The organism is Arthrobacter sp. 01N442 (assembly GCF_056399345.1).
Map to the genome: position 1 here is coordinate 291,227 of NZ_JBFTRD010000006.1, position 21,406 is coordinate 312,632.

A 21,406-nucleotide genomic window follows, 5' to 3' on the forward strand; every position below is an offset into this window, starting at 1 on the left:
AGCCCCGTTACAGTGGGCGGATGGACACCCTTATGACTGTCTCCGAACTCAAGGATCGTTTGGACTCAGGCGCGCGGACCGTGCTGCTCGACGTTCGCTGGGCGCTCGGCGACCCGCACGGCCGGGAGCACTATGTGGCCGCGCACCTTCCCGGGGCGGTCTTCGTGGACCTTGCCACAGAACTCGCCGGTCCGGCCGATCCCAGCCGGGGACGCCATCCCTTGCCGCCGCTGGAGCAATTCCAGCAGTCCGCGCGCGGCTGGGGTGTCCGGGACGGTGATGTTGTGGTGGCGTACGACGACACCGGCAACCTCGCGGCGGCCAGGCTCTGGTGGATGCTGCGCAATGCCGGTTTCCCCACGGTGTCGCTGCTCGACGGCGGCCTCGCCGCCTGGCGCGCGGCCGGCTTCGGCGTCGAAACCGGCGAACCCGTCGTAGAGCCCGGCGACGTCGTACTGTCCGACGGCGCCATGCCGGTGATTGACGCTGACGACGCTGCTGCGTGGCCCGACCATGGCCTGCTGCTCGACGCCCGCGCCGGGGAGCGATACCGCGGCGAGATCGAGCCGGTGGATCCGCGCGCCGGGCACATCCCCGGCGCGGTGAGCGCGCCGACCACCGGAAACCTTGAGGCGGACGGCCGGTTCCTGCCGGCAGCCGCGCTGCGCGAACGCTTTGCTGGCTTCGGCGTGCAGGCGGACCGGCCCACTGCCGTGTACTGCGGCTCCGGGGTGACCGCTGCCCACGAGATCGCCGCGCTCGAGCTTGCGGGCTTCCCCGCGGCGCTGTACCCAGGCTCGTTTTCGGAGTGGTCCAACAATCCTTCCAAGGCCGTCGTCACCGGTGCGGCTCCCCAGGGTGATGGGTCACAAAGCAGCCGGACAGCCGCGCAGTGACCCAGCGCAAGATACATCGGATGCTTTTCGGCTAGGCGGCCCCCTTCACTGCTGAGCCGATGCCCACCTTGGCCGCGACGGGGTGCCCGATTTTCTCCCGGTACCGGATTCTCCTGCCGTGGAGTTCTCCAGCCGGGGCCACGGTCTTCCCGTCAACATTGCGGCGCTGTTCCGGCCGCAGCGCCAGGTGCGCGCCGCTGCCTCTGCCGGGCAGCGGGGGTGCTGTGGAGTGGTAGGTGTGGCCAGTGGGGGTGGTGAGCTGGAAGGTGTGCCGCCCCGGCCCGGGTCTGGGCTGGGCACTCCAGCCGGGGGTTTCTTTGGCGTGGTTGCAGGCTTCGCAGAGTCCCGCGCCGTTGCTGAGGCTGGTCGTTCCGCCGTCGTGCCAGGGGACGATGTGGTCCAGGTGGCGGATTGGCGCGTCGCAGTACGGGGTGCGGCAGGTGTGGTCCCGGACCTGGATGAAGCGCCGGAGCCCTGCGGGGAAGATGCGGGCCCGGGAGTCCATGGCGGTGAGTTCGCCGGTGGCCGGGGCGGTGTAGAGGCGGCGGAGCCAGGTGGTAAAGGCGCGTTCGTTGGCTTGGCTGTCGGCGGCAGCAGTCGCATTGCCGTCCGCGGTGGTGGTGGGGGTGCCGACGCCGACGCGGGTGGGCGCGTCCTGGAGCAGCTTCCGCGCCCACCCTGCGGGGACAACACCGTAGCCCGGCAGACGGGCGGGTTCGCTGTCGCCTTGGAACAGGGTGCGGTCGGTCATGACGAGTTGGATTTCGACGCCGCTGATCCCGCCGGCTTTTCCGGTGGTGCGTTCGACGAGAGCATCGGCCATCAGTTGGTCCCGGGAACGGGGGTCGCCGGCGGAGCGCAGGGCGTCGGCGTGCTGGGTGAGGGCAGCGTGCACGGCGACACCGGCCGCGACGGGCAGCAAGGCGGTGAGGTAGCACATGGTGTCCGGAGCGGGGCGGAGACTGACGTGCCGCTCGGTGGCAGCGTGGGCGGCGCGTTCGGTCACCGTGCGCGGGTCCCGCCGGTACGCTGCGGCCTTGGCCGCGGAGGTGATGGTCCGGTCTCCGGCGCCGTCGAAGGTCCCGGTATCGGCGGCGAGTTCCTCGTCCACGGCGGCCCGGTCCGCCGCGGACAGGCAAGCGGTTTCTTTGACCAGGAGGGTGGCGCGCCATTCATTCAGCCGACCGGTTTCCAGGGCCGCGAGCGTGTGCGGCATCTCGGTGACCAAGGCCCTGGCGAGGCCCAGCAGTCGGGAGCCTTTGGCCGGGGATTCCCGCCGGGCGAGGGCGATCTCGGCGGCAACTCCGGCCCCGAGCTGGTCTGTTGGCATCCCGGCGTCGGCCCGCCCCCGGCGCCGCAGCAGATCGAACGCGACCGACAACCGGGCCTGCCGGGCCGCTGCGGCGGATTTGAGGTCCTCCAGGGAACGGATCTCGTCGATGAGGTGGGCCGCACTCACCGGGGGCGGCAGTTCAGCCGAGAGCCGGATCAGCTCAGCGACCGAAAACGCCCGTTCCGGCGCGGGAACCCGCCGCGCCGGATCCATGTCGAGCTGCCGAATGCCTTCCATAGGTCAATGTTCCCAGTGGCCTACGACATTTAAGCCCGCCTCCCGCAAGGTCAACCATCCCGGCTGGCGCCGACCACCACCACCCCGCAGCCCGGCGCGGGCCTCCACCGCGGTCAGCGTCCGCCCTGCCCGCACCTGCCGGGTGATTCGGATCCGCAGGAGTAGGATCTGCCGATGGACATTCGACCTGTCGGACCTGAGGCGGCCATCGGGGAATCTGATGGACCCGCAGAGTACCGGGTCCGCATCTGGACCCCGGCGACCATCGAGGGCTACTCATGGATGCTTGACGAGTGGGATGTCCGGGACGCCCCCGACGTTGTCGCAGCAATCGGCTGGGCGGAAGCCAAGGCGGCGGGCCGCCCGGTGGAGATTTTCGTTAAGTGGATGGAACGGGCACTTCCACGCGACGGCGGACCTGAGGATGTGCCGCGCATGACCCGCGTCTTCGGGACGCCGGGCGACAACAATCCGACGACGGAAACGATCGTCTTTGAGACCGGTGTAACTAGCGCCAGTTAGGATTTCAGGTCTATGAATCGTCCCCAGAAAGTTGTGGCATACATCGTCCGGGATGGCTGTGTTGCAGTGATTCGGCACATCGATTTCCCATTGGAACAGACTGGTTTGCAGGTACCGGCTGGAACTATCAGGCGGGCAGAGCTGCCTGAGGATGCCGTCCTGCGTGAAGCTTTCGAAGAAACGGGACTAGAAAATCTCAGGATCGTAAAGTATTTGGGAGCTGGCGAATACGACATGCGCCCCTACGCCGATGCGATGCATGTACGCCACTATTTCCACATCGCTGCCGATGATGCCGATCTGCCTGAAAAATGGGAGTGGCAGGAGAGCCATGATGGCGTCGGGAAACCCACACGCTTTGAGGTTTCCTGGATCAGCTTAAAGCACGCCCATGTACTTGCAGGTGGACAGGGAGCCTTCATCGGGCGTATCGCTCATGGAAACGGGTAGATCAAAGACGATCGTCTTTGAAACCGGCTGGCTTCATCACCGCGCATCCTTTGCACCCGCACGAAAGTGGCAGAGCGCCTACTTCCGGGGGTAGCGTCGAACCATGACTCCAGGACGCCCCGTACCGCCGCCCCTCGCCAAGCCGTTGCCCGACCTCAACGACGCCCAAGCCTATACTGACGGCACTGCCGCTCCCACCCTCGCAGCCGCCTACGGCGCCACGGCCCCCGACAGCGGCCTGGTTCCGCTGACCGTGGCCCGGCGCGCCCCCAAGGAGGACGACGTCGAGATCGCCGTCGAGTTCTGCGGCCTTTGCCACTCCGATGTGCACGCCAGCCGCGGCGAATGGGGCGGCAACACTTACCCGCTGATCCCGGGACACGAAATCGTCGGCCGCGTCACCCGGGTGGGCTCCGCCGTCGACGACTTCACCGTGGGGGAGCGAGTCGGCGTCGGCTGCATGGTTGACTCCTGCCGCGAATGCGAGAGCTGCCTGGACGGCCTGGAGCAGTACTGCGAGAACGGCATGACCGGAACGTACGGCGCCAAGGATCGCCGCAACGCTGACGCCATCACCCAGGGCGGCTACGCCACCTCAATCGTCGTGGACCGCAACTACGTCCTGCGGGTCCCCGAGGGCATGGATCCGGCCGCCGCGGCACCCCTGCTCTGCGCCGGCATCACCACCTACTCGCCGCTGAACCACTTCGAGGTCGAAGAGGGCGACGTCGTGGGCGTCGTCGGCCTCGGCGGCCTCGGCCACATGGCGGTCAAGATCGCCAAGGCCATGGGCGCCGAGGTCACGGTCTTCACGACGTCGGAACGGAAGTTCGCAGCCGCCCGCGAACTGGGAGCCGACCACGTTGTCCTCTCCACGGACCCGGCCGCAATGGAAGCCGCCGACCGCAGCATCGACGTCATCATCGACACCGTCGCCGCGCCGCACGACCTCAACCCGTACTTCCGCACCCTGCGCGTTGACGGAGCCCTCTTCCAGCTGGGCCTGCCCTCGGAAGCCATGCCGCCGGTGAACCCCGGCGCCCTGATCCGGCGCCGGATCGCCTACGCCGGCTCGCTGATCGGCGGCATCGCCGAGACGCAGGAGATGCTGGACTTCTGCGCCGAACACGGCGTGGTCTCAGACATCGAGCTGGTCCGCGCGGACCAGCTGAACGAGGCCTATGACCGCATGGTGGCCGGCGACGTGAAGTACCGGTTTGTCCTCGACGCCGGCACCCTGGGGTCCCCGGCGGAAAAGGCTGATGCATGAGCACCTTGTTCACCAAGATCATTAATGGCGAGATCCCGGGCCGCTTTGTCTGGCGCGAGGACGACGTCGTCGCGTTCCTGACGGTGGGCCCGCTGGCCGACGGCCACACGCTCGTGGTTCCCACCGAGGAGGTGGACCGCTGGACCGACGCCTCCCCGGAGGTGCTGGCCCGCGTGATGGAAGTTGCCCGGAAGATCGGCGCGGTCCAGGTGGACGTGTTCGACGCCGCCCGGGCAGGCCTGATCGTGGCCGGCTACGAGGTCAACCACCTGCACGTGCACGTGTGGCCCTCCAACTCGATGGCGGACTTCGATTTCGGCTCGGTGGATCAGCACCCGGACCCGGCCCGGCTCGATGCCAACGCGGAGACGCTGCGTGAGGGCCTGCGGAAGGCCGGCCACGCGGAGCACGTCCCCGAGGCCTAGTTCCAAGGGAGGCCTAGTTCCCAAGTTCTGGCGTCGGCGCAGTACTCCCCAGGGGGCTACGCCGGCGCCAGCGCCTTGTTCAGCACGGTCCGGATGCGCTTTTCGGACACCGAGTAGGCGGTCCCGAGCTCGACGGCGAACAGGCTCACCCTGAGCTCCTCGATCATCCAGCGGACGTGGGTTAACTCCGTCCCCGCGCGCCGTCCGGGCAGCAGAGCCGACACGGCGTCGTCATAGTCGTCCTCAAGGCCCTGGATGACGGACATGTGCTGCCCGTCGCGCTGGACGTTAGTGGGCAGCTTTTCCAGGCGCTTCTCAATCGCGGCGAGGTAGCGGGGCAGCTGACTGAGCTGGGCGTAGCCCGTGCGTGCCACGAAGCCAGGGAAGACGAGCTGGCCAAGCTGGCTCTTCACATCGTTGAGCGCGCTGATCAGGGCGAGGCTGGTGCTGCCCTTGAGCTGCTTCTCGATCCGCCGCGTGCTGGCCAGGATGCGCTCGACGACGGCGGTCACCGTGAAGACCGTGTCGATCAGTTCGGCGCGAACCTGCTCGTACAGCGCCTTGAAGGAGGCCTCATCCCACGGCAACTCGGCCGGGGTGAGCTTGTCGATCGCGGCCAGGGCGCAGTCCGCAATCAGGGCCGAGACGGAGCCGTGCGGGTTCTGGCTGAACGTCAGCTTCTCGGTGTTGTTCAGGTGCTCCAGGACGTAGCGGTCCGGCGGCGGGACCTTCAGCGCTAGCAGCCGGATGACGCCGCCCCGCATGGACTGTGCCTGCTCGCCGGCAGTCTGGAACAGCCGTAGCGCCACCGACGATCCTTCATCGACCAGCGCCGGGTAGCCGGTAACGGTGTGGCCCTTGACGGTTCCCTGGACCTGGCGCTGCACGGTGCCGAAGGTCCAGTCCTTGAGGCCGGAAAGCTCGGTGAAGCCGCCCGGGGTCTGGGCGGGCTGCGCCGGCCCGGCGGCCGAACCGGGGGATTTGCCGTCTGTCCGGCCGGCGGAGGCAGCCGCCGATGCTGCCTTGGGCGCCGTCGGCCCCACCGTCGAAGGAGTTGCCCCGAGTGATTCGGCGATGGCCCGTCGGGTGGCGGGTGCCAGCTTTTCCTGGAGCGCCGCCAGATCCTTGCCCTCGTCCAGCACCTTGCCGCGGGAGTCCACCACCCGGAAGCTCACCCGAAGGTGCGGCGGGACGGCATCCCAGTTCCAGGACCCCGGCGGGATGACCTGGCCGCGAAGCCTGCGCAGCACGAGTTCCAGCGAGGGCTCCAGCTCGTCGGTCGCGGGATCGAAGTCGGCCTCAAGCGCGGCTACGGCCTGGCGGGCGACATCCGGCGCGGGAACGAAGTTCTTGCGGACCTGCTTGGGCAGGGACTTGATCAGCGCGGTGACCAGCTCCACCCGCTGGCCCGGGATCAGCCAGCGGAACGCCGCATCGTCCAGCTGGTTCAGGAACAGCACGGGGACCTCGGCGGTGACGCCGTCGGACGGGTTCGGCGGCGAACCGGGCGCCACCGGATGGAACTCGTAGCTCAGCGGCAGCTCGAAGCCCTTGTGCAGCCAGGTCTTGGGATACGCGGAATCGTCGAGCGCGTCGGCGTCCTCGCTGATCAGCAGCGACTGGTCGAAGTCCAACAGCGTGGGATCCTGCTGGCGTGCCTCCTTCCACCACTTATCGAAGTGGCGTTCGGACACGACGCCCTTGCCGATCCGGGCATCGTAGAACTCGAACAGTGTCTCGTCATCGACCAGGATGTCGCGGCGCCGCATCCGCGCCTCGAGCTCCTCGACTTCCTGCAGCAGGGCACGGTTGCGGTGGAAGAACTTGTGGTGGGTCTGCCAGTCGCCCTCCACGAGGGCGTGCCGGATGAAGAGCTCGCGAGAGAGCTCCGGATCCACGCGACCGTAATTGACCCGCCGGTTGGGGATGATCGGCACCCCGTAGAGCGTGACTTTCTCATGGGCCATCACCGAGCCCATCTTCTTGGACCAGTGCGGTTCGCTGTAGCTGCGTTTGACCAGGTCCGGAGCCACCTGCTCGGCCCAGAGCGGATCGAATTTGGCGGCCACACGCGCCCAGAGCCGGCTGGTTTCGACCAGTTCGGCAGCCATCACGAAGGTGGGGGACTTCTTGAACAGCGCCGAGCCGGGGAAGATCGCGAAGCGGCTGCCGCGGGCGCCGGCGTACTCACGCTTGCGTTCGTCGAGGATGCCGATGTGGCTCAGCAGCCCCGAGAGCAGGCTGATGTGGATGCCCTCGTGGTTGCCCACGGGATCGGTGAGGCGTTTGTTGTCCAGGCTGATGCCCAGCGGCCGGGCGAGCTGGCGCAACTGGGCGAAGAGGTCCTGCCACTCCCGGACGCGCAGGTAGTTGATGAACTCGTTGCGGCAGAGCCGGCGGAAGGCCGTTGAGGAGAGCTCCTGCTGCTTCTCCTGCAGGTAGTTCCACAAATTCAGGTAGCCGGTGAAGTCCGAGTTTTCGTCCCGGAACCGGGCGTGCTTCTCCGCGGCGAGCTGCTGCTTATCCGTCGGACGTTCGCGCGGGTCCTGGATGGTCAGCGCCGCGGCCAGGATCATGACCTCGCGGACGCAGCCGCGCTTGCCGGACTCCACAATCATCCGGCCCAGCCGGGGATCCACCGGCAGCTGGGCCAGCTGTTGCCCGACGGCGGTCAGCCCGCTGCCGGGGCGGCCCGAGCCGCGGCGCTGACTGTCGCGCGGGCTGCCGTCGCGGGGACCGCCGTCGCCGTCGCCCGTGCTCTCCTGCGGGCGGGCGGCGCTCAGGGCGCCGAGTTCGCGCAGCAGCGTGACGCCGTCGTTGATGGCCCGCGAGTCAGGCGGCTCCACGAAGGGGAAGTTCTCCACGTCCTTCGGCCCGCGGGCCACGCCCATGGCCGTCATCTGCAGGATCACTGCCGCAAGGTTGGTGCGCAGGATCTCCGGGTCCGTGAACAGTGGCCGGGACTCGAAGTCCCCCTCCGAGTACAGCCGGATCGCGATGCCGTCCGAGACGCGGCCGCAGCGGCCGGAACGCTGGTTGGCGGAGGCCTGGGAGACCCGCTCGATCGGCAGCCGCTGGACCTTGGTGCGGTGCGAGTAGCGAGAGATACGGGCTGTGCCGGTGTCGATGACGTATTTGATGCCGGGAACTGTGAGCGAGGTTTCGGCGACGTTGGTGGCCAGCACGATCCGGCGCTTGCTGCCGGGGTGGAAGACCTTGTGCTGCTCCTGCAGGCTCAGGCGGGCGAAGAGCGGGAGGACCTCGGTGCCGGCCAGCCGACGATTCGTTTGGATCCTTGCGTTGAGCGCCTCCGCGGCGTCCCGGATTTCGCGCTCGCCGGAGAAGAAGATCAGGATGTCGCCCGGGGCTTCGAGGGCGAGTTCGTCGACGGCGTCGCACACCGCGTCCAGCGGGTCGCGGTCCTCCTCTAGTTCGTCGTCGGAGGCAGTGCCTTCTCCGACTCCGTCTCCCTCCCCGCCGGCGGGGCCGCCGGCCGGCTGCGAGAGCGGCCGGTAGCGGATCTCCACCGGGTAGGTGCGGCCGGAGACCTCGATGATGGGGGAGGGCTCCTCGTCGCTACCGAAGTGCTTGGCGAAGCGTTCCGGATCGATGGTGGCCGAGGTGATGATGATCTTCAGGTCCGGGCGCTGGGGAAGGATCCGCTTGAGGTAGCCGAGGATGAAGTCGATGTTGAGGCTGCGTTCGTGCGCCTCGTCGATGATGATCGCGTTGTATTTGCGCAGCAGCTTGTCGCGCTGGATCTCGGCCAGCAGGATGCCGTCGGTCATCAGCTTGACCTTGGTGGAGCGGCTGACCTCGCCGGTGAAGCGGACCTGGAAGCCGACCTCCTGGCCGATCTCCACGCCAAGTTCCTCGGCGATGCGCTCCGCCACCGTACGGGCGGCGAGCCGCCGCGGCTGGGTGTGGCCGATCAGGCCGTTTTCGCCCAGGCCGAGTTCCAGGCACATCTTGGGGATCTGGGTGGTCTTACCGGAACCGGTCTCGCCGGCGATGATGGTCACCTGGTTGGCGGCGATGGCGGCCATCAGGTCCTCGCGGCGCTCGGAGACCGGCAGCTCGGCGGGGTAGGAGATATGCAGTGTCATGGCTGCAAACAGTCTAGCCGCCGGACATAGGGTTGCCCGGTCCCTGAGCGGGGCCGGGCAGCGGGTTGGAGGGAGGGGTCTAGAAGAACCGCAGCGTGTAGCTGGTGCTGGGGAGGTCGTGGGCCATCCAGTACTCTTCCGAGCGGACCGGCGGATTGTGCCCAAGGCCGTCCTTCCGGAGGGCCCGGAGGGTGGCGGCGACGGCGGCGAGGATCAGGACGATGAGGGCGATTCCGATGAGTTCCATACCTCCATGGTTCTCCGGTGGGGGAGGCAAAAAAAGTGGCAGAAACGACCAATAAGCTAAAATTTCTGCCACACTGGAGACATGATCAATTCAGTGGCGATGATCGTGGTTCCCAACTTCTCGGTCTTCGAATTCGGGACCGCCTTCGAGGTGTTCGGCGTCGACAGATCGGACCGCGGCACGGGGGTCCCGGCGTTCGATTTCCGCGTCTGCACCCCGGAACCCGGAGACGTTCCGATGAAGTCCGGCCTGTCGATGCATGTGGGGCTCGGCCTGGAAGCGGCCGCGGACGCGGACCTGGTCATCATGACCCCGTTCGGCAAGGACTCCGATGTCCCGGAATCCGTCCTGGAAGCGCTGCGGGCCGCGCACGCGCGGGGCGCCTGGGTCATGTCAATCTGTTCGGGCGCCTTCGCCTTAGCCCGGGCCGGGCTGCTGGACGGGCGCCGCTGCACCACCCACTGGCACTACTCGCAGGAGCTCGCCGCCCGGTACCCGGCCGCGCTGGTCGATGAAAACGTGCTCTACGTCCAGGATGGGCGGATCATCACGAGTGCCGGCACCGCCGCAGGAATCGATGCCAGCCTGCACCTGGTCCGGGTGGAGCTCGGCGCCAACGTGGCCGCGAGCATCGCCCGGGACATGGTGGTTCCGCCGCACCGCGACGGCGGCCAGGCCCAGTACATCGACCGGCCGATGCCGAGGTGCGGATCGCAGCCGATGGAGGAACTGCTGCGCTGGATGGTCGGAAACCTGGACGAGGAGCACTCCGTCAACGAGCTGGCCGCCCGCGTGCACATGTCGCCGCGCACCTTTGCCCGGCGCTTCCGGGCAGAGACCGGCGCGACTCCCGCCGCCTGGTTGAATTCGCAGCGGGTGCTGCGGGCACAGGAGCTGCTGGAAACCACCGATCTCAACATCGACGAGATTGCCCGGGAGGCCGGGTTTGGCCACTCGGTGCTGCTCCGGCACCACTTCGCCAAGGTGCTGGACACCAGCCCGCAGTCCTACCGTCGGACTTTCCGCGGGCACCTGGCGGCGGTCTAACCGGAGTGGCCCGCCTGCCCGGGGGCCTCCGCCGCCGCCCGGGTGCAATCCACCAAGGCCCGCCACGGGCCGACGAGGTCCCGTTCGGGCAGCGTGGCGCGGCGCTGGCCGGCCCGGATCCGGTAGACGAAGCGGTCCGGCTGCGGGACGCCGCCGGCGCCCTCCTGCGCCGGGCCCGGCAGGTCGTCCCAGGGGCAGGCCTCGACGAGCGGCTGCCACTGGTTCCGGTCATCGTCGGTCAGCGCCTGCACGCTCCAGACGCGCTCCATCCCGGCAACGCCACCGCTGCGCTGGACGGTTATTTTCACGGGGGTGCTTCCTCGGGGTAATCCTTTGGCAGGAGCCGGTTATAGCTTCACCTTGACAGTTTCCCACGCCTTGCGGACCGCGTCATGCTCCGCCGACTCCGCACCGTACAGCTCCTTGGCGGACGCCGCGGTGGCCTTCGCAAAGGCGGTGAAGGTGGCGGCTGCGGGCAGCGAGCCGCCGGTCAGGGTGTCGTACCAGATGCGGCCGGGAGTCTCCCACGCATTCCCGCCCAGGGCTGTCGCGACAAGGTAGAAGGCACGGTTGGGGATGCCCGAGTTCAGGTGCACCCCGCCGTTGTCCGCGCTGGTGTGGACATAGGAATCCATCGAGTCCGGCTGCGGGTCCTTGCCCAGCACATCGTCGTCGTAGGCGGTGCCGGGAGCCTTCATGGAGCGCAGCGCGGTGCCTTGCACCTGATCGGTAAAGAGACCCTCGCCGATCAGCCAGCTGGCCTCGGCCGCGGTCTGCTGATTCACGTACTGCTCCACAAGCGCGCCGAAGACGTCCGAGAGCGACTCGTTGAGGGCGCCGGCCTGTTTCCGGTAGGCGAGGCCCGCGGAGAACTGGGTGACGCCGTGCGCGAGCTCGTGACCGATCACGCTTAGCGAAGCCGTGAAGCGGTTGAAGACCTGGCCGTCACCGTCGCCGAAGACCATCTGCTTGCCGTCCCAGAATGCGTTGTCGTAGCGCTGGCCGAAGTGCACGGTGGCATCCAGGGGCAGGCCGTTGCCGTCAATCGAGTTGCGTCCGAAGGCCTCGGCGTACAGCCGGTGCGTGCTGCCGAGGCCGTCATACGCCTCGTCGGCTGCCGGGTCCCCGGTGGCGGGTTCACCCTCTTTACGCACCAGCACGCCGGGCAGGTTCTCCGAGGCTTTCGCATCGTAGACGGTGCGCTGCGGCGGGCCGGGGGTGAGCTGCCGGAGCCCCGGAGGCACCGCGGGGGCCGGAGCCGCCCGGGATGCCTGGAAGCTCTTGACGTGCTGCAGGGCTTCCTTGGCGGCACGGGCCGCGACCAGCAGCCGAGGTTCATGGTGCTGCGCTGCCAGCCGGCGCAACAGGTAGGGAGGAATGATGGAGCAGTACATGTGAGACCCCTTTGCTTCTGCCGATGCGAACAGCCTACGAGCGCCCGCCGACATTTGGCAGGGGAGCCGGAAAGTGCGCGCCGACGCCGGCCGGTTGGATACGGTAGGCCAATGGCGCAAACGGAGCAGAAAAAGAAACCCGGCTCGACCCTGTTGACGGTCATCATCGCCTTCGCGGCGAACGTCCTCGTGGCGGCGGCGAAGTCGGTGGCCGCGGTTCTAACCGGATCGGCCTCCATGACCGCCGAGGCGGCACACTCCTGGGCGGATACCGGAAACCAGGTGTTCCTGTTCTTCGCGGAACGGCGCTCGGCCCGGCCGCGGGACAAGAGTCACCCCATGGGCTATGGACGGGAAGCCTACGTCTGGTCGATGTTCGCAGCGTTCGGGCTGTTCACCGCGGGTGCAGTGGTGTCCATCATGCACGGCATCCAACAGATCATTGCGCCGGAGCCCGCAGCCGACTTTGCGGTGGCCTATGTGGTCCTTGCCGTGGCTTTCGTCTTCGAAGGGATCTCCTTCATCCAGGCGTTCCGGCAGACCCGGAAGGCGGCGCACGAGCTGGAGCGGCACACCCTCGAGCAGGTCCTGATCAGCTCCGATCCCACCCTCCGTGCCGTCTTCGCGGAGGACGCTGCGGCACTGATCGGCCTGGTGGTGGCGTTCGTGGGCGTATTCCTGCACCAGGTCACGGGCTCGCCGCTGCCGGACGCGGTGGGTTCGATCATCGTGGGCGTGCTGCTGGCCGTCGTCGCCGTCGTGCTGATCGACCGCAACCGGCGCTTCCTGGTGGGCCAGGGCGTCACTCCGGACATCGAAGAGTCCATGGCCCGCCGGGTGTTGGAGCACAGCGACATCGCGCGGCTCACGTACCTGCACTTGGAGTTTGTCGGACCCCGCCGGCTGTACCTGGTCGCGGCCGTGGACCTGCAGGGTGACCACCCCGAACACGAGGTGGCGGTGGCGCTGCGCCGGATCGAGCGCGAACTGGAGGACCATGAAACGGTGGAGGAAGCCGTGCTGACTCTTTCCACGCCGGACGAAGCCAGCCTGGAATTCGAGGCCGGGGGAAGCCGCGCAGGGGTCTGAGGAAGGAACGTAAAAACCCCGCCGTTTCGTTGAAACGGCGGGGTTTTTGTTGGTGCCCTCGATAGGATTCGAACCTACGACCTTCTGCTCCGGAGAAAGAACCTACTTCCCCGAATTACAGGGCTTTCGAGCCCGAGAGGTGACGAAAAAGTGACAAGTTGGTTGTTCGCAGCACTAAGGAGTCAGGACCAGCCGAGCCCTTCCAACCTCATGTTTAGGCGTGCGGCGCTGTCGTGCAGGTCCTCATCAAAGAGCCCCGCGTATGTGTCCAAGGTCAGGGTCGCGCTGGCATGGCCAGCAATGCGCTGTACAACTTTTACGTTTGCCCCTGCGCTGATAGCGAGGCTGACCGCAGTATGCCGAAGGTCGTGCCAAGTTGGTCTTGGAAAATTGTCGGCACCCGCAGCAGCCCGGTCAATGGCAGGCTTGTATACCGTTGACGCGAACTTGCTGTTTCGAAGCGGAGCGCCTCGCGTGGAACTGAATATCCTTGCGTCAGGCGCCTTACCCTCCATGGCAGCGGCCAGGCGGGAGGCGATCAGGTGGGGGATCGGTACCTGCCTTGCCTCCCCTCCCTTGGTCGTGCCCAAGATCAGCTTTCCTGACACCTCGCTATAGGCTCGGGCGACATCGATCATGGGTCGGTCGCCCAGGGTCACGCTCGATACAGTAAGTGCGGTGATTTCCCCCCACCTGAGACCGCAGATGCCAGCAAGCATCACCATCAGGTCGTAGCTTCCTGCCTCCCGGGCTATAGCCACGAGTTCTGGCATGGCTAGGTAGGTGTGTTTCTTGAGACGTTTTGCGTCGGGAATGTAGTCCGCCCCGCCGAGAGCATCCTTAGCAGGATTGTGCGCTAATAGGCGCTTCTTGACGGCGTATCCGAGGAGGCGCCCAAAAATAGTGCCGACCAGTTGCCGTGTCCTGGCGCCCGCCGCTTCACCGTCCATGCCTCGAAGAGTCGTCATCCAATCCGAGACGGCTTCATACCTGACGTTGGATAAGACCGTGTCGCCCCACTTCGGCAAGATGTAGTTCTCGTAGGCCCGGCGGTAGTTGTCGAGGGTCTTCGGCGTGGCTGGCTTCCTCCCCGTAGCGCCGACATTGCGGATTCTTTCGATCCATTCCTTGTACAGGGTGTCGACGGTTGTCTTGTTGGCCAGCTTGGGATCAATGTAGGTGCCTCGTCGCACGGCCTGCAGTGTCTCAGCCTGAAAGGCCTCAGCTTCTTTTTTCGTTGAGAAGCGCTTCCGTTTGCGCTTTCTGTCCGCAGTCGAGTAGTCCACCTCCCAGCGCTTTACGCCGCTGGGCAGCCGATTAATGGCCACGGGCTAAGCCTCCGTAGAATTGGGGAGCGATGCGCGAATTTCGTCCACGAGAGGCCAGTACTTGGGCGCGACACTGGCTCCGTTTCCTTTGCCGCGAAGAATGCCCTTCGTCCGTGCTCTGCGGAGTCGAGCGAACCAAGTATCCGGACTTTCGCCTGTCCAATCCGAGAGACTCTGAATCGGTTGCGCTGAATGACTCCTAATGAGGTCAACGTAGGCTGCAGAAATATGGACATAGTCACGGTCCGACTCAACCCGAGAGGGCAGCGGCGTAATGCGTTGTTCCACGTCTTGAAGGGACAGGCGCTCGTGTAGTCCGCGCATCAACGCCTGTGCATGGCCGATCGGAACTGATCGCAGCACCGACGAAGTGACACCTTCGAATACCGTGGAGAATTCCTCAGCCTCATCGGCTTCGGCCGTTCCGTAGCTGAATGACTCGAAGTCGATCTCTATTTTGTTTGGCCGGCTGAAGCCTCCCATGGGATGGCCAACCATCCAGCTGATTTTTACCAAGTACCCGTGTACCAGGTACGAAGCGTAGATCATTTGTACGGGCTGACCGTCCACGCTCTGGGGTTCGACGGGGGGAGGGGAACTTGCATCCCCTAAGTACTTCACGCCATTGGGGAGCGGCGGGAGATCGGACGTCTTCATGGAATGGAGCCTAGCACAGGTTGCCTGCCACCCGCCATGTTTAAACAGGTTGCGTGCCACACGCCCTGTGGTGTAGGTTTTTGGAGGCCGCTCTACTGGCGGCCATTTGTTCGATGCAGGTGGCACAGGGCGCCTGCCTAACGCCATGTATTTCCTCCAGGAGAAAAAATGATTACAACCACAACTGTGGTCGCCGGAACCGGTGAAGGGAGTCTCAGCGGGGGTCTGCACTCTCCATTCCTCACGCGGAGGCAGGCCGCCTCCGTCCTCAATGTTTCGGAAAAGTGGCTGGCCCAGTCCGGCCGCAGCACCGGTCCGAGATTCCACAAATTCGGGGGTCACTGCCGCTATCACGTGGACGACGTGAACAACTGGGTGCGCCAGCAGCGGGTCGCCCGATGACAAGGGGGAGGCTGAACTCCACCGACGTCGTGGTACTCGGCGAACTTCGACGGCTGACGAAGGGGCGGGGCCGAAGCGAACTATCCACGCGGCAGTTCTACGAGCGGTCCGGCATAGGCCGGAAAACAGTACAGAAGTCGCTATCCAGGCTGGCAGATGCTGGGCAGGCGCAGCGCGTTAGGGCATCTAGCGGGGGCGCATCGGCGCATTGGATTGCGCTTCCAGCCGAGGGCTGGAATGTCGGTGACGACTGCATCGATGTGGCGCCGATTGACCCAGGGAAGGTCAGGGGGGAAGGCATCGACATCGTGCCCGACGCGTTCCGACGGAGCGACCTCAGGTCGCCTTGGCTCTTGTACTGCAGGCTCCCCAGCAAATGCCTACTGACTTTGGACGAGGCAGTGGAGCTTTCCGAATTGAGCTCGCGGCGGCGAACGGTCGAGTGGTGGCTGCTTGTCCTCGCCTCGATGTTGCCGCCGCTAGTAATCGCTTCCAGTGCAGAAAGGGACTGCCTGTGGACCAAGGTCAGCGTTGACCAAGACGGACTTGATCGAATAGCGGCCCATCTCAGCGACGTTGCGTCTGCCGGGTGCCGGAGGCCAATACACACGACCGAGCATGCACAGCTAGCAAACCAGCTTGAACGGGAAAATAACCTTTGGCATCGGGAGGCCCGACGTGGCTAGCAAGACGGAACTGAAACTCTGCCAGCGCCGCGGTTGTCTCAAGCCTTGGTGGCGTCGGCGCCTCTGTCGGCAGCATCACCGTGAGCTAGTGGCCGGCAGTGGCGACTGTCGCCCTCGTTGTAGTGAGGATGGATGCTTGAATCCCGTTGTCGCACCTGGGCGATGTTCGCATCATCAGTACGAGCTGTATCGGCTACTGAAGCCGCCGGTGCTGGAAGTCGTAGAGGCCCGGCTCTCCCGCAAGATTCGTCCAGGCCGCAACGGCTGCTGGGAATGGGCGGGGCGCAAGAATAGGGACGAGTACGGTCTCTTCGATGTCAACTTCCAGAAGGGCGTGCTGGTGCATCGTTGGATGTGGATGCACCTTGTCGGACCCATACCTCTTGGTATGCACTTGGACCATGTTTGTGTGAACCCGTTGTGCGTGCGCCCCGGGCACCTCCAGGCGTTGACGCCTGAGGAGCATGAGGCAATTACCCAAGAGCGGCGAAAGCAGATTTTGGAGGCGGGGGCCGAGTTTGAATGGGTAGCGCCGGACGTGCACCGCAGTGTCAAAGAGGCGTTCTTCGGCATCATGTTCGATCTGCCTTACACCCTCGGTTCCATGACGTTGCCTGCTGCTTTGGAGATGTCACCCGCACTTGTTTGAAGGACAGAGGAGGCGCAGCCGACGATCGGTTGCGCCTCCGCCCCCCAAAAACTTTTGAAACCGTCGGTGGGAAAAGGAGCTAACCACCACCGGGCCCATGGCGGACGGGCGAGGGTCCCCTCCCCCTGGGGGGCACTGGCGCCGCTGTAGGTTTGTCACCATGATCAGTATTGCGGGAGCATCCTTGCTCGCCACTATCTTTCCCATAGGCATTCTCATAGTTGCTGTAGAAGCGCGACAGTTGCGAGTCGTCAAGGCTCCGCCCGGTGATCCATACAGAAGCCGCCGAGCGTATTGGACCAACATCAGGAGCTGGAGTAACTTCCTCGCCACTGTAAGCGTCATGGGCGTCATGTGGCCCTTGGGAGCCACTATCTTGTGCACCATTGCAGTGTGCGAGGATCGGCCCGTGCGCGGTGGGGCGGTGGTTCTAGTCGTCGTGGCGGCTATCTTCTCCGTCGCGGCGGTCGGGCTGACTCTGATCAGGTTTATCTCAGAGCCCCCCAGTAGCCCTGAAGAGTAAAGCCCATGTACATAAAGGGCACGCTTTATGTACACTCTGCCTATGAACGCTTCGAGAGTGGCCATCGTTTACGCCCGAGTTTCCACTGAGGAGCAGGCTCAGCACGGTGCGTCACTGGCATCCCAGATTGCGGTACTCAGCGAGGAAGCAGAGAGACGGGGCTGGGCCGTGCAGGTAATCCAAGAGCGGGCCTCGGGAAAGAACCTCCGTCGCCCAGGGATTGCACGAGCTTTGGAGATGCTGAAGGCGGGCGAAGCCCGTTATCTCATGGCGGTTCGCATCGATCGTCTCTCGCGAAACGTTGCTGACTTCGCGGGGCTGATGGAATCAGCCCGCAAGCAGGGCTGGGCGTTGGTGATGCCGGAGATGGAGATCGACACCAGTACGTCGCAGGGAGAGTTTATGGCCAACGTTCAGGTGAGCGTGGCTCAGTACGAACGACGCCTGATCGGTGATCGGACGCGTGCAGGAATGGCTCAACGCAGGACCGAAGGCCAGCACATGGGACGTCGCCGCGAACTGCCTGAAGATCTGGTTCACCGAATCAAGGGGCTGCATGAGGCGGGACATTCGCTGCGCGCAATCGGGGCGATCCTAGAGTCCGAGGGAGTACCTACGGCCCGAGGGGGAAAGACCTGGCATGCTTCAACAATTCGTGCGGTCCTTGAATCAAGAACTGCAGCGGGAATCTACGCAGGTTAAGGCCGTGGCGCTCGTGCGCCACGGCCTCCCTCCCACGGTCTAGAACAGCAAGAGCTGCTTGACCAATTCGTTTAGTTGTTCGGAGATTCCAGCCTCATCGAGTGCCGCGTTGATGGCTTTGCGCGCAACAATAAACGAAGCCGACTCGGCCATTTCGAGACTTGTGGCGAGTGCTGCACCCTTCCCGCCCAGCTCGGCGAGTTCCACATGCAGGTCATTCGAACTGTCGAACATGGGAATCGGAAACTCAAACGGGAGGCCGTAAAAGTCCCGTGGTCCGAAGTGGCCTTTTCCTTGGACTGGGTTGACCAGCTCGGTCATAGTCATGGAATTGAAAATTGCGCAGAGGTAGTCCGCTTCGCGGCGCGACTGCACGGTACCCCAGTACAGTTTCGTATCGATCACGGCGTTGCGCTCCGGAACGTATGCGGCAGTCAACCGAGTACCTGAGCGGTTGTAGACGACTCTATGCTCGGGAAACGGGAACTGGTTTTCGAGAGTCCTTTGGTAGTTTGCTCGCTGGGTGAGGGTCATTTTGTTCTTACCCTTGGAGACCCATAGAGCGTTCGCTTCCGACCACCAATCAGAGAACCCTGGGTACGAGTCGAGTTCAGGCGCGCCAATTTCGAGCATGTGATTGCCGTCCCACGGAATGACAGTTTTGAGCGGGGCGAGCATTCGGAAGGGTGCCAGAGTCTTCCCATAATGGAAAGGGTAGATGAACTGGTCTTCGACCATTCCCTCTCGTGAGTCGAGGCTCTTCCAAGGTTCCTTGTCGTCTGACGACCTCAGCGAACGAACTCTCTGAGTTCCCCTTACCACTCCCAGGGGGCCAGCCGACAGCGTCTCGACGGTCATTAGCGTGCGAGGAACGATGGTGGCACCCTGCTTGAACTTGGCTCCGTAAGGCGAAGCAGCCGTGCCGGTGGGCCGTTCAATCTTCACATCAGCGGCCAACAACATTGGCTCGGATTCGTGCCACGTGGTGCGGCCGCCGTTCGGTAATTTCCCCGTCCAGGCAAGGGCACGATCACCCATAGCCTTAGAGTTCGACGACTTTGAGCCAAAGACTACTGACGCCGGCATGGGAAAGACCAAGGGCTTAACCGCGTGGATGTCCCACGGGCGGTCGAACGCCACCCGCGTGCCCTGAAGCGCCGTATCGTAGTTCCCCTTTCTGAAGCCTTCAAAATGGGGGCGGGAAACTGCGGCAAGCGGCATTACAAATCCGAACTTGCCCTTGTCCCCGAGGTAAAGCTCGACCGCCCGGGCCACAAAGTAACCCGACAGGTCTTGGCTCGTTGCTAGGGCTGCGCTTACCCCCAGTCCGCGAGCTTGCGTGTCTTCCCGGAAACGCTGCTTCATGTCTTCCGTCATGAACCGATAGGACAGCCACGGCGGGTTTCCAACAAGTACGTTAGGTCGGTTCTCAGGAAGTGATAGCCAATAAGGGCGGGCCAAGTTGCGGACGTAGTAACCCCAAATGTGGTTTCTGCCCTCGTCATGTAGACGGCAAAGAGTCCGATAAGTGCGCTCAATCGTCGGGCGGTCACCCTGCGCTACCCTGTGGCGGTTGAGGATCGCGGTAATCGGCAGGTGCTTTTCGCCTCTTTCTCTCGAAGTGGCTCGATCTGCCAGGTCCGTCACAAGTGCGTCGAACAGGTGGTCGCTTGAAGCCACAGAATGCGGCCAACGAAGCTCAGAGGCAAACAGCTCTGCACCGTCTAGCGTCTTCACGACGAGTTCGCCGCCGGAGAAAAGGTCTTCGTCGGCTTGGTTCCATTGGAGACTGTCACCGACGCTGACAGGAATCCTGATCGGCCCACGGTCTTGCAACCGGTCAAGGCCAATTGCGAGCAGGTATGTCACCCTAGCCAAGGTGACCGCCACGGGGTGGACGTCGCTGCCAAACACTTTTTGTACAACTGTTTCGACCGCTTCCGCGTTCGGAACACCGGCCTCGTCGGCCGCCTTGAGATAGTTCCGAACTGCGGCGAAGATGAATGTCCCCGAGCCGCAAGAAGGGTCTAGGACGCGGTCGGTCAGGGGGTTGGTGACGACTTGCTTGACGACAGCCTCAGCTAGCCAGTCGGGTGTGTAGTACTCGCCAAGTGAGTGCCGTTCCTCTGCCGAGACCACGGACTCGTAGAGGAACTTGAGAACGTCGTGTTCGATTTCTCCCGACCACTGGAATCGTGAGATGCGGCGGGCGAGGTTTCTAACAAACTGGTCGCCCCCTGGCGCCTTCACCACCCAGTCAAAGAAGTCATCTTCGACGACCCCGGCTATGCCGACTTTGGAAAAGAGCCGACCCGACAGAAGGTCGGTCGTCGAAGTTGAATCGTCCAGGTGTTCCAAGCCCAAGCCCACAACTTCGTGCGCGATCAGCTCAGCCACGATTACCAAGTACGTGTGCTCGATGAAAAGGCGATCGTTGTTCTCGAAGGCGGCGCCAAATGCCGTCGTGAGCAGTCGTGCCCACAGCATGCGCTTGACGCCGACTTCTTCATCGTGGCGGCAGTCATCGTAGAGAGCCGTCAAGCTTGCTCTGTCCAGCGCGTAGGACGGTGTGTCCGCACCCAGCCTCCTTTGGATTTCGAGAGGGGTGGGCTTGATGTGAGTGCGCGTCGCCAGCACGCCCTCCAGCCAAACCTTGAGAGCTTCTACGTCGGGAGCTGCCGCGTCTACCTTGAGGTACGAGACTTGAACGGCGACTTCGTCGCGGAGCACGTACAGGTACCACTCGGCCCCGTCGGTCAGCACCCCGGCATAGCGTTGGTCCGTCTGTTGGGTACGGTGTTCCAGGTAGCCGGCAAGCTGCTCGACGGCTTTCAGTCTCAGTTTCTGATTTCTGAGGTCCTTCTTGCATTCGATGACGGCGCAGCCCGCTTCAACGTCGATCCGTCTGCCGTCCCCAACTTGAGACTCCAGAGCTACGTCCAGATCGTCATCCTGAAGTTCCAAGTCGCCATGCAAGAGGAGCAACCGCACATCCGATTGGAGGTCGGCCTCAGTACGTCCTGGTGTTCGATTGCTCATGCGCGACAGGACTGTGTTTAGGTCAATGACCGCCATGTTGGATTGCCTTTTCAGTGAGTTCCACGAAATTTACCCTGAGCCTATCCTCGGGCGGCTGAGCTGGCGCGCACGTTGGGCCGGTGTTGCGGACCTAACCGTCAAGGGGGTCTGGCTCGTCGGCTTTCGCGCATCAGATGAAGTGACGAAAAAGTGACATTAAAGATCTGGTTCGCCGGGAATCGCTGGGAATGCACGGACAAAGGAGACTGTCAAGCAGGCAAGAAAAAACCCCTAGAATCCAGCGGATTCTAGGGGTTTCCTTCTGTGCCCTCGATTGGAATCGAACCAACGACCTTCTGCTCCGGAGGCAGACGCTCTATCCCCTGAGCTACGAGGGCATTCAGGGATCCTGCCGTTACCGGCGG

General features: G+C 64.3%; 16 protein-coding genes and 1 tRNA gene. 9 read left to right on the forward strand and 8 right to left on the reverse strand.

The genetic code is table 11. The features are described from left to right. The first annotated feature begins 20 nt into the window (after positions 1-20). Positions 21-896, forward strand: a complete 876-nt coding sequence (locus tag AC1DNC_RS14305; RefSeq protein ID WP_476863184.1) for a sulfurtransferase — start codon at positions 21-23, stop codon at positions 894-896. Between the two features lie 31 nt (positions 897-927). Here the strand turns inward: AC1DNC_RS14305 and AC1DNC_RS14310 are convergent, their stop codons facing one another. Further along, positions 928-2,466, reverse strand: coding sequence for an HNH endonuclease (locus AC1DNC_RS14310; protein WP_476863185.1), 1,539 nt, complete (start codon positions 2,464-2,466; stop codon positions 928-930). A gap of 174 nt (positions 2,467-2,640) precedes the next feature. On the opposite strand from AC1DNC_RS14310, the gene AC1DNC_RS14315 reads away from it, so the two are divergent. The 4 genes from AC1DNC_RS14315 to AC1DNC_RS14330 all read left to right on the forward strand — a co-directional run bounded on the left by AC1DNC_RS14315 (position 2,641) and on the right by AC1DNC_RS14330 (position 5,133). Further along, positions 2,641-2,988 (forward strand): hypothetical protein, encoded by a 348-nt coding sequence (locus tag AC1DNC_RS14315; RefSeq protein WP_476863186.1) that lies wholly within the window; start codon positions 2,641-2,643, stop codon positions 2,986-2,988. A 12-nt stretch (positions 2,989-3,000) separates the two neighbouring features. Beyond that, entirely contained in the window at positions 3,001-3,438 is a 438-nt protein-coding gene (locus AC1DNC_RS14320; RefSeq protein WP_476863187.1) for an NUDIX hydrolase, read from the forward strand. A 103-nt stretch (positions 3,439-3,541) separates the two neighbouring features. Next, positions 3,542-4,708, forward strand: a complete 1,167-nt coding sequence (locus AC1DNC_RS14325; RefSeq protein WP_476863188.1) for an NAD(P)-dependent alcohol dehydrogenase — start codon at positions 3,542-3,544, stop codon at positions 4,706-4,708. Next, positions 4,705-5,133, forward strand: coding sequence for an HIT family protein (locus AC1DNC_RS14330; protein WP_476863189.1), 429 nt, complete (start codon positions 4,705-4,707; stop codon positions 5,131-5,133). Before AC1DNC_RS14325 ends, AC1DNC_RS14330 begins: the two co-directional genes overlap by 4 nt. Positions 5,134-5,189: 56 nt before the next feature. Here the strand turns inward: AC1DNC_RS14330 and hrpA are convergent, their stop codons facing one another. Both hrpA and AC1DNC_RS14340 read right to left on the reverse strand, forming a co-directional pair. Further along, positions 5,190-9,239 carry an ATP-dependent RNA helicase HrpA gene (gene hrpA, locus AC1DNC_RS14335; protein ID WP_476863190.1) on the reverse strand — a complete coding sequence of 1,350 codons (4,050 nt, stop codon included), beginning with the start codon at positions 9,237-9,239 and terminating at the stop codon, positions 5,190-5,192. Positions 9,240-9,318: 79 nt separating this feature from the next. After that, the gene (locus AC1DNC_RS14340) at positions 9,319-9,486 is read right to left on the reverse strand and encodes a hypothetical protein (protein WP_175322851.1); all 168 of its coding nucleotides are present in this window, start codon (positions 9,484-9,486) and stop codon (positions 9,319-9,321) included. Positions 9,487-9,567: 81 nt separating this feature from the next. On the opposite strand from AC1DNC_RS14340, the gene AC1DNC_RS14345 reads away from it, so the two are divergent. Further along, positions 9,568-10,533 carry a GlxA family transcriptional regulator gene (locus tag AC1DNC_RS14345; protein WP_476863191.1) on the forward strand — a complete coding sequence of 322 codons (966 nt, stop codon included), beginning with the start codon at positions 9,568-9,570 and terminating at the stop codon, positions 10,531-10,533. On the opposite strand, the gene AC1DNC_RS14350 is transcribed toward AC1DNC_RS14345, so the two are convergent. After that, the gene (locus tag AC1DNC_RS14350) at positions 10,530-10,841 is read right to left on the reverse strand and encodes a protealysin inhibitor emfourin (protein WP_476863192.1); all 312 of its coding nucleotides are present in this window, start codon (positions 10,839-10,841) and stop codon (positions 10,530-10,532) included. The genes AC1DNC_RS14345 and AC1DNC_RS14350 overlap by 4 nt on opposite strands. Positions 10,842-10,880: 39 nt before the next feature. Continuing rightward, a complete protein-coding gene (locus tag AC1DNC_RS14355; RefSeq protein ID WP_476863193.1) occupies positions 10,881-11,927 on the reverse strand; it encodes a M4 family metallopeptidase in 1,047 nt (348 codons plus the stop codon). Between the two features lie 111 nt (positions 11,928-12,038). Between AC1DNC_RS14355 and AC1DNC_RS14360 the strand changes: the two genes are divergently transcribed. Next, positions 12,039-13,016 carry a cation diffusion facilitator family transporter gene (locus AC1DNC_RS14360; RefSeq protein ID WP_476863194.1) on the forward strand — a complete coding sequence of 326 codons (978 nt, stop codon included), beginning with the start codon at positions 12,039-12,041 and terminating at the stop codon, positions 13,014-13,016. A gap of 182 nt (positions 13,017-13,198) precedes the next feature. Here the strand turns inward: AC1DNC_RS14360 and AC1DNC_RS14365 are convergent, their stop codons facing one another. After that, positions 13,199-14,344 carry a tyrosine-type recombinase/integrase gene (locus tag AC1DNC_RS14365; RefSeq protein ID WP_476863195.1) on the reverse strand — a complete coding sequence of 382 codons (1,146 nt, stop codon included), beginning with the start codon at positions 14,342-14,344 and terminating at the stop codon, positions 13,199-13,201. A 1,881-nt stretch (positions 14,345-16,225) separates the two neighbouring features. On the opposite strand from AC1DNC_RS14365, the gene AC1DNC_RS14370 reads away from it, so the two are divergent. Together AC1DNC_RS14370 and AC1DNC_RS14375 are read left to right on the forward strand one after the other, a co-directional pair. After that, on the forward strand, positions 16,226-16,738 hold the full coding sequence (locus AC1DNC_RS14370; RefSeq protein ID WP_476863196.1) for an HNH endonuclease signature motif containing protein: 513 nt from the start codon (positions 16,226-16,228) through the stop codon (positions 16,736-16,738). A gap of 565 nt (positions 16,739-17,303) precedes the next feature. After that, positions 17,304-17,963: a recombinase family protein gene (locus AC1DNC_RS14375; RefSeq protein WP_476863197.1), complete on the forward strand. Its 660-nt coding sequence runs from the start codon at positions 17,304-17,306 to the stop codon at positions 17,961-17,963. Positions 17,964-18,002: 39 nt separating this feature from the next. Here AC1DNC_RS14375 and AC1DNC_RS14380 read toward each other — a convergent pair whose 3' ends face one another. Beyond that, positions 18,003-21,038 carry an N-6 DNA methylase gene (locus AC1DNC_RS14380; RefSeq protein ID WP_476863198.1) on the reverse strand — a complete coding sequence of 1,012 codons (3,036 nt, stop codon included), beginning with the start codon at positions 21,036-21,038 and terminating at the stop codon, positions 18,003-18,005. Positions 21,039-21,306: 268 nt separating this feature from the next. After that, positions 21,307-21,379: transfer RNA gene (locus tag AC1DNC_RS14385), tRNA-Arg, on the reverse strand. Positions 21,380-21,406: the final 27 nt, after the last annotated feature.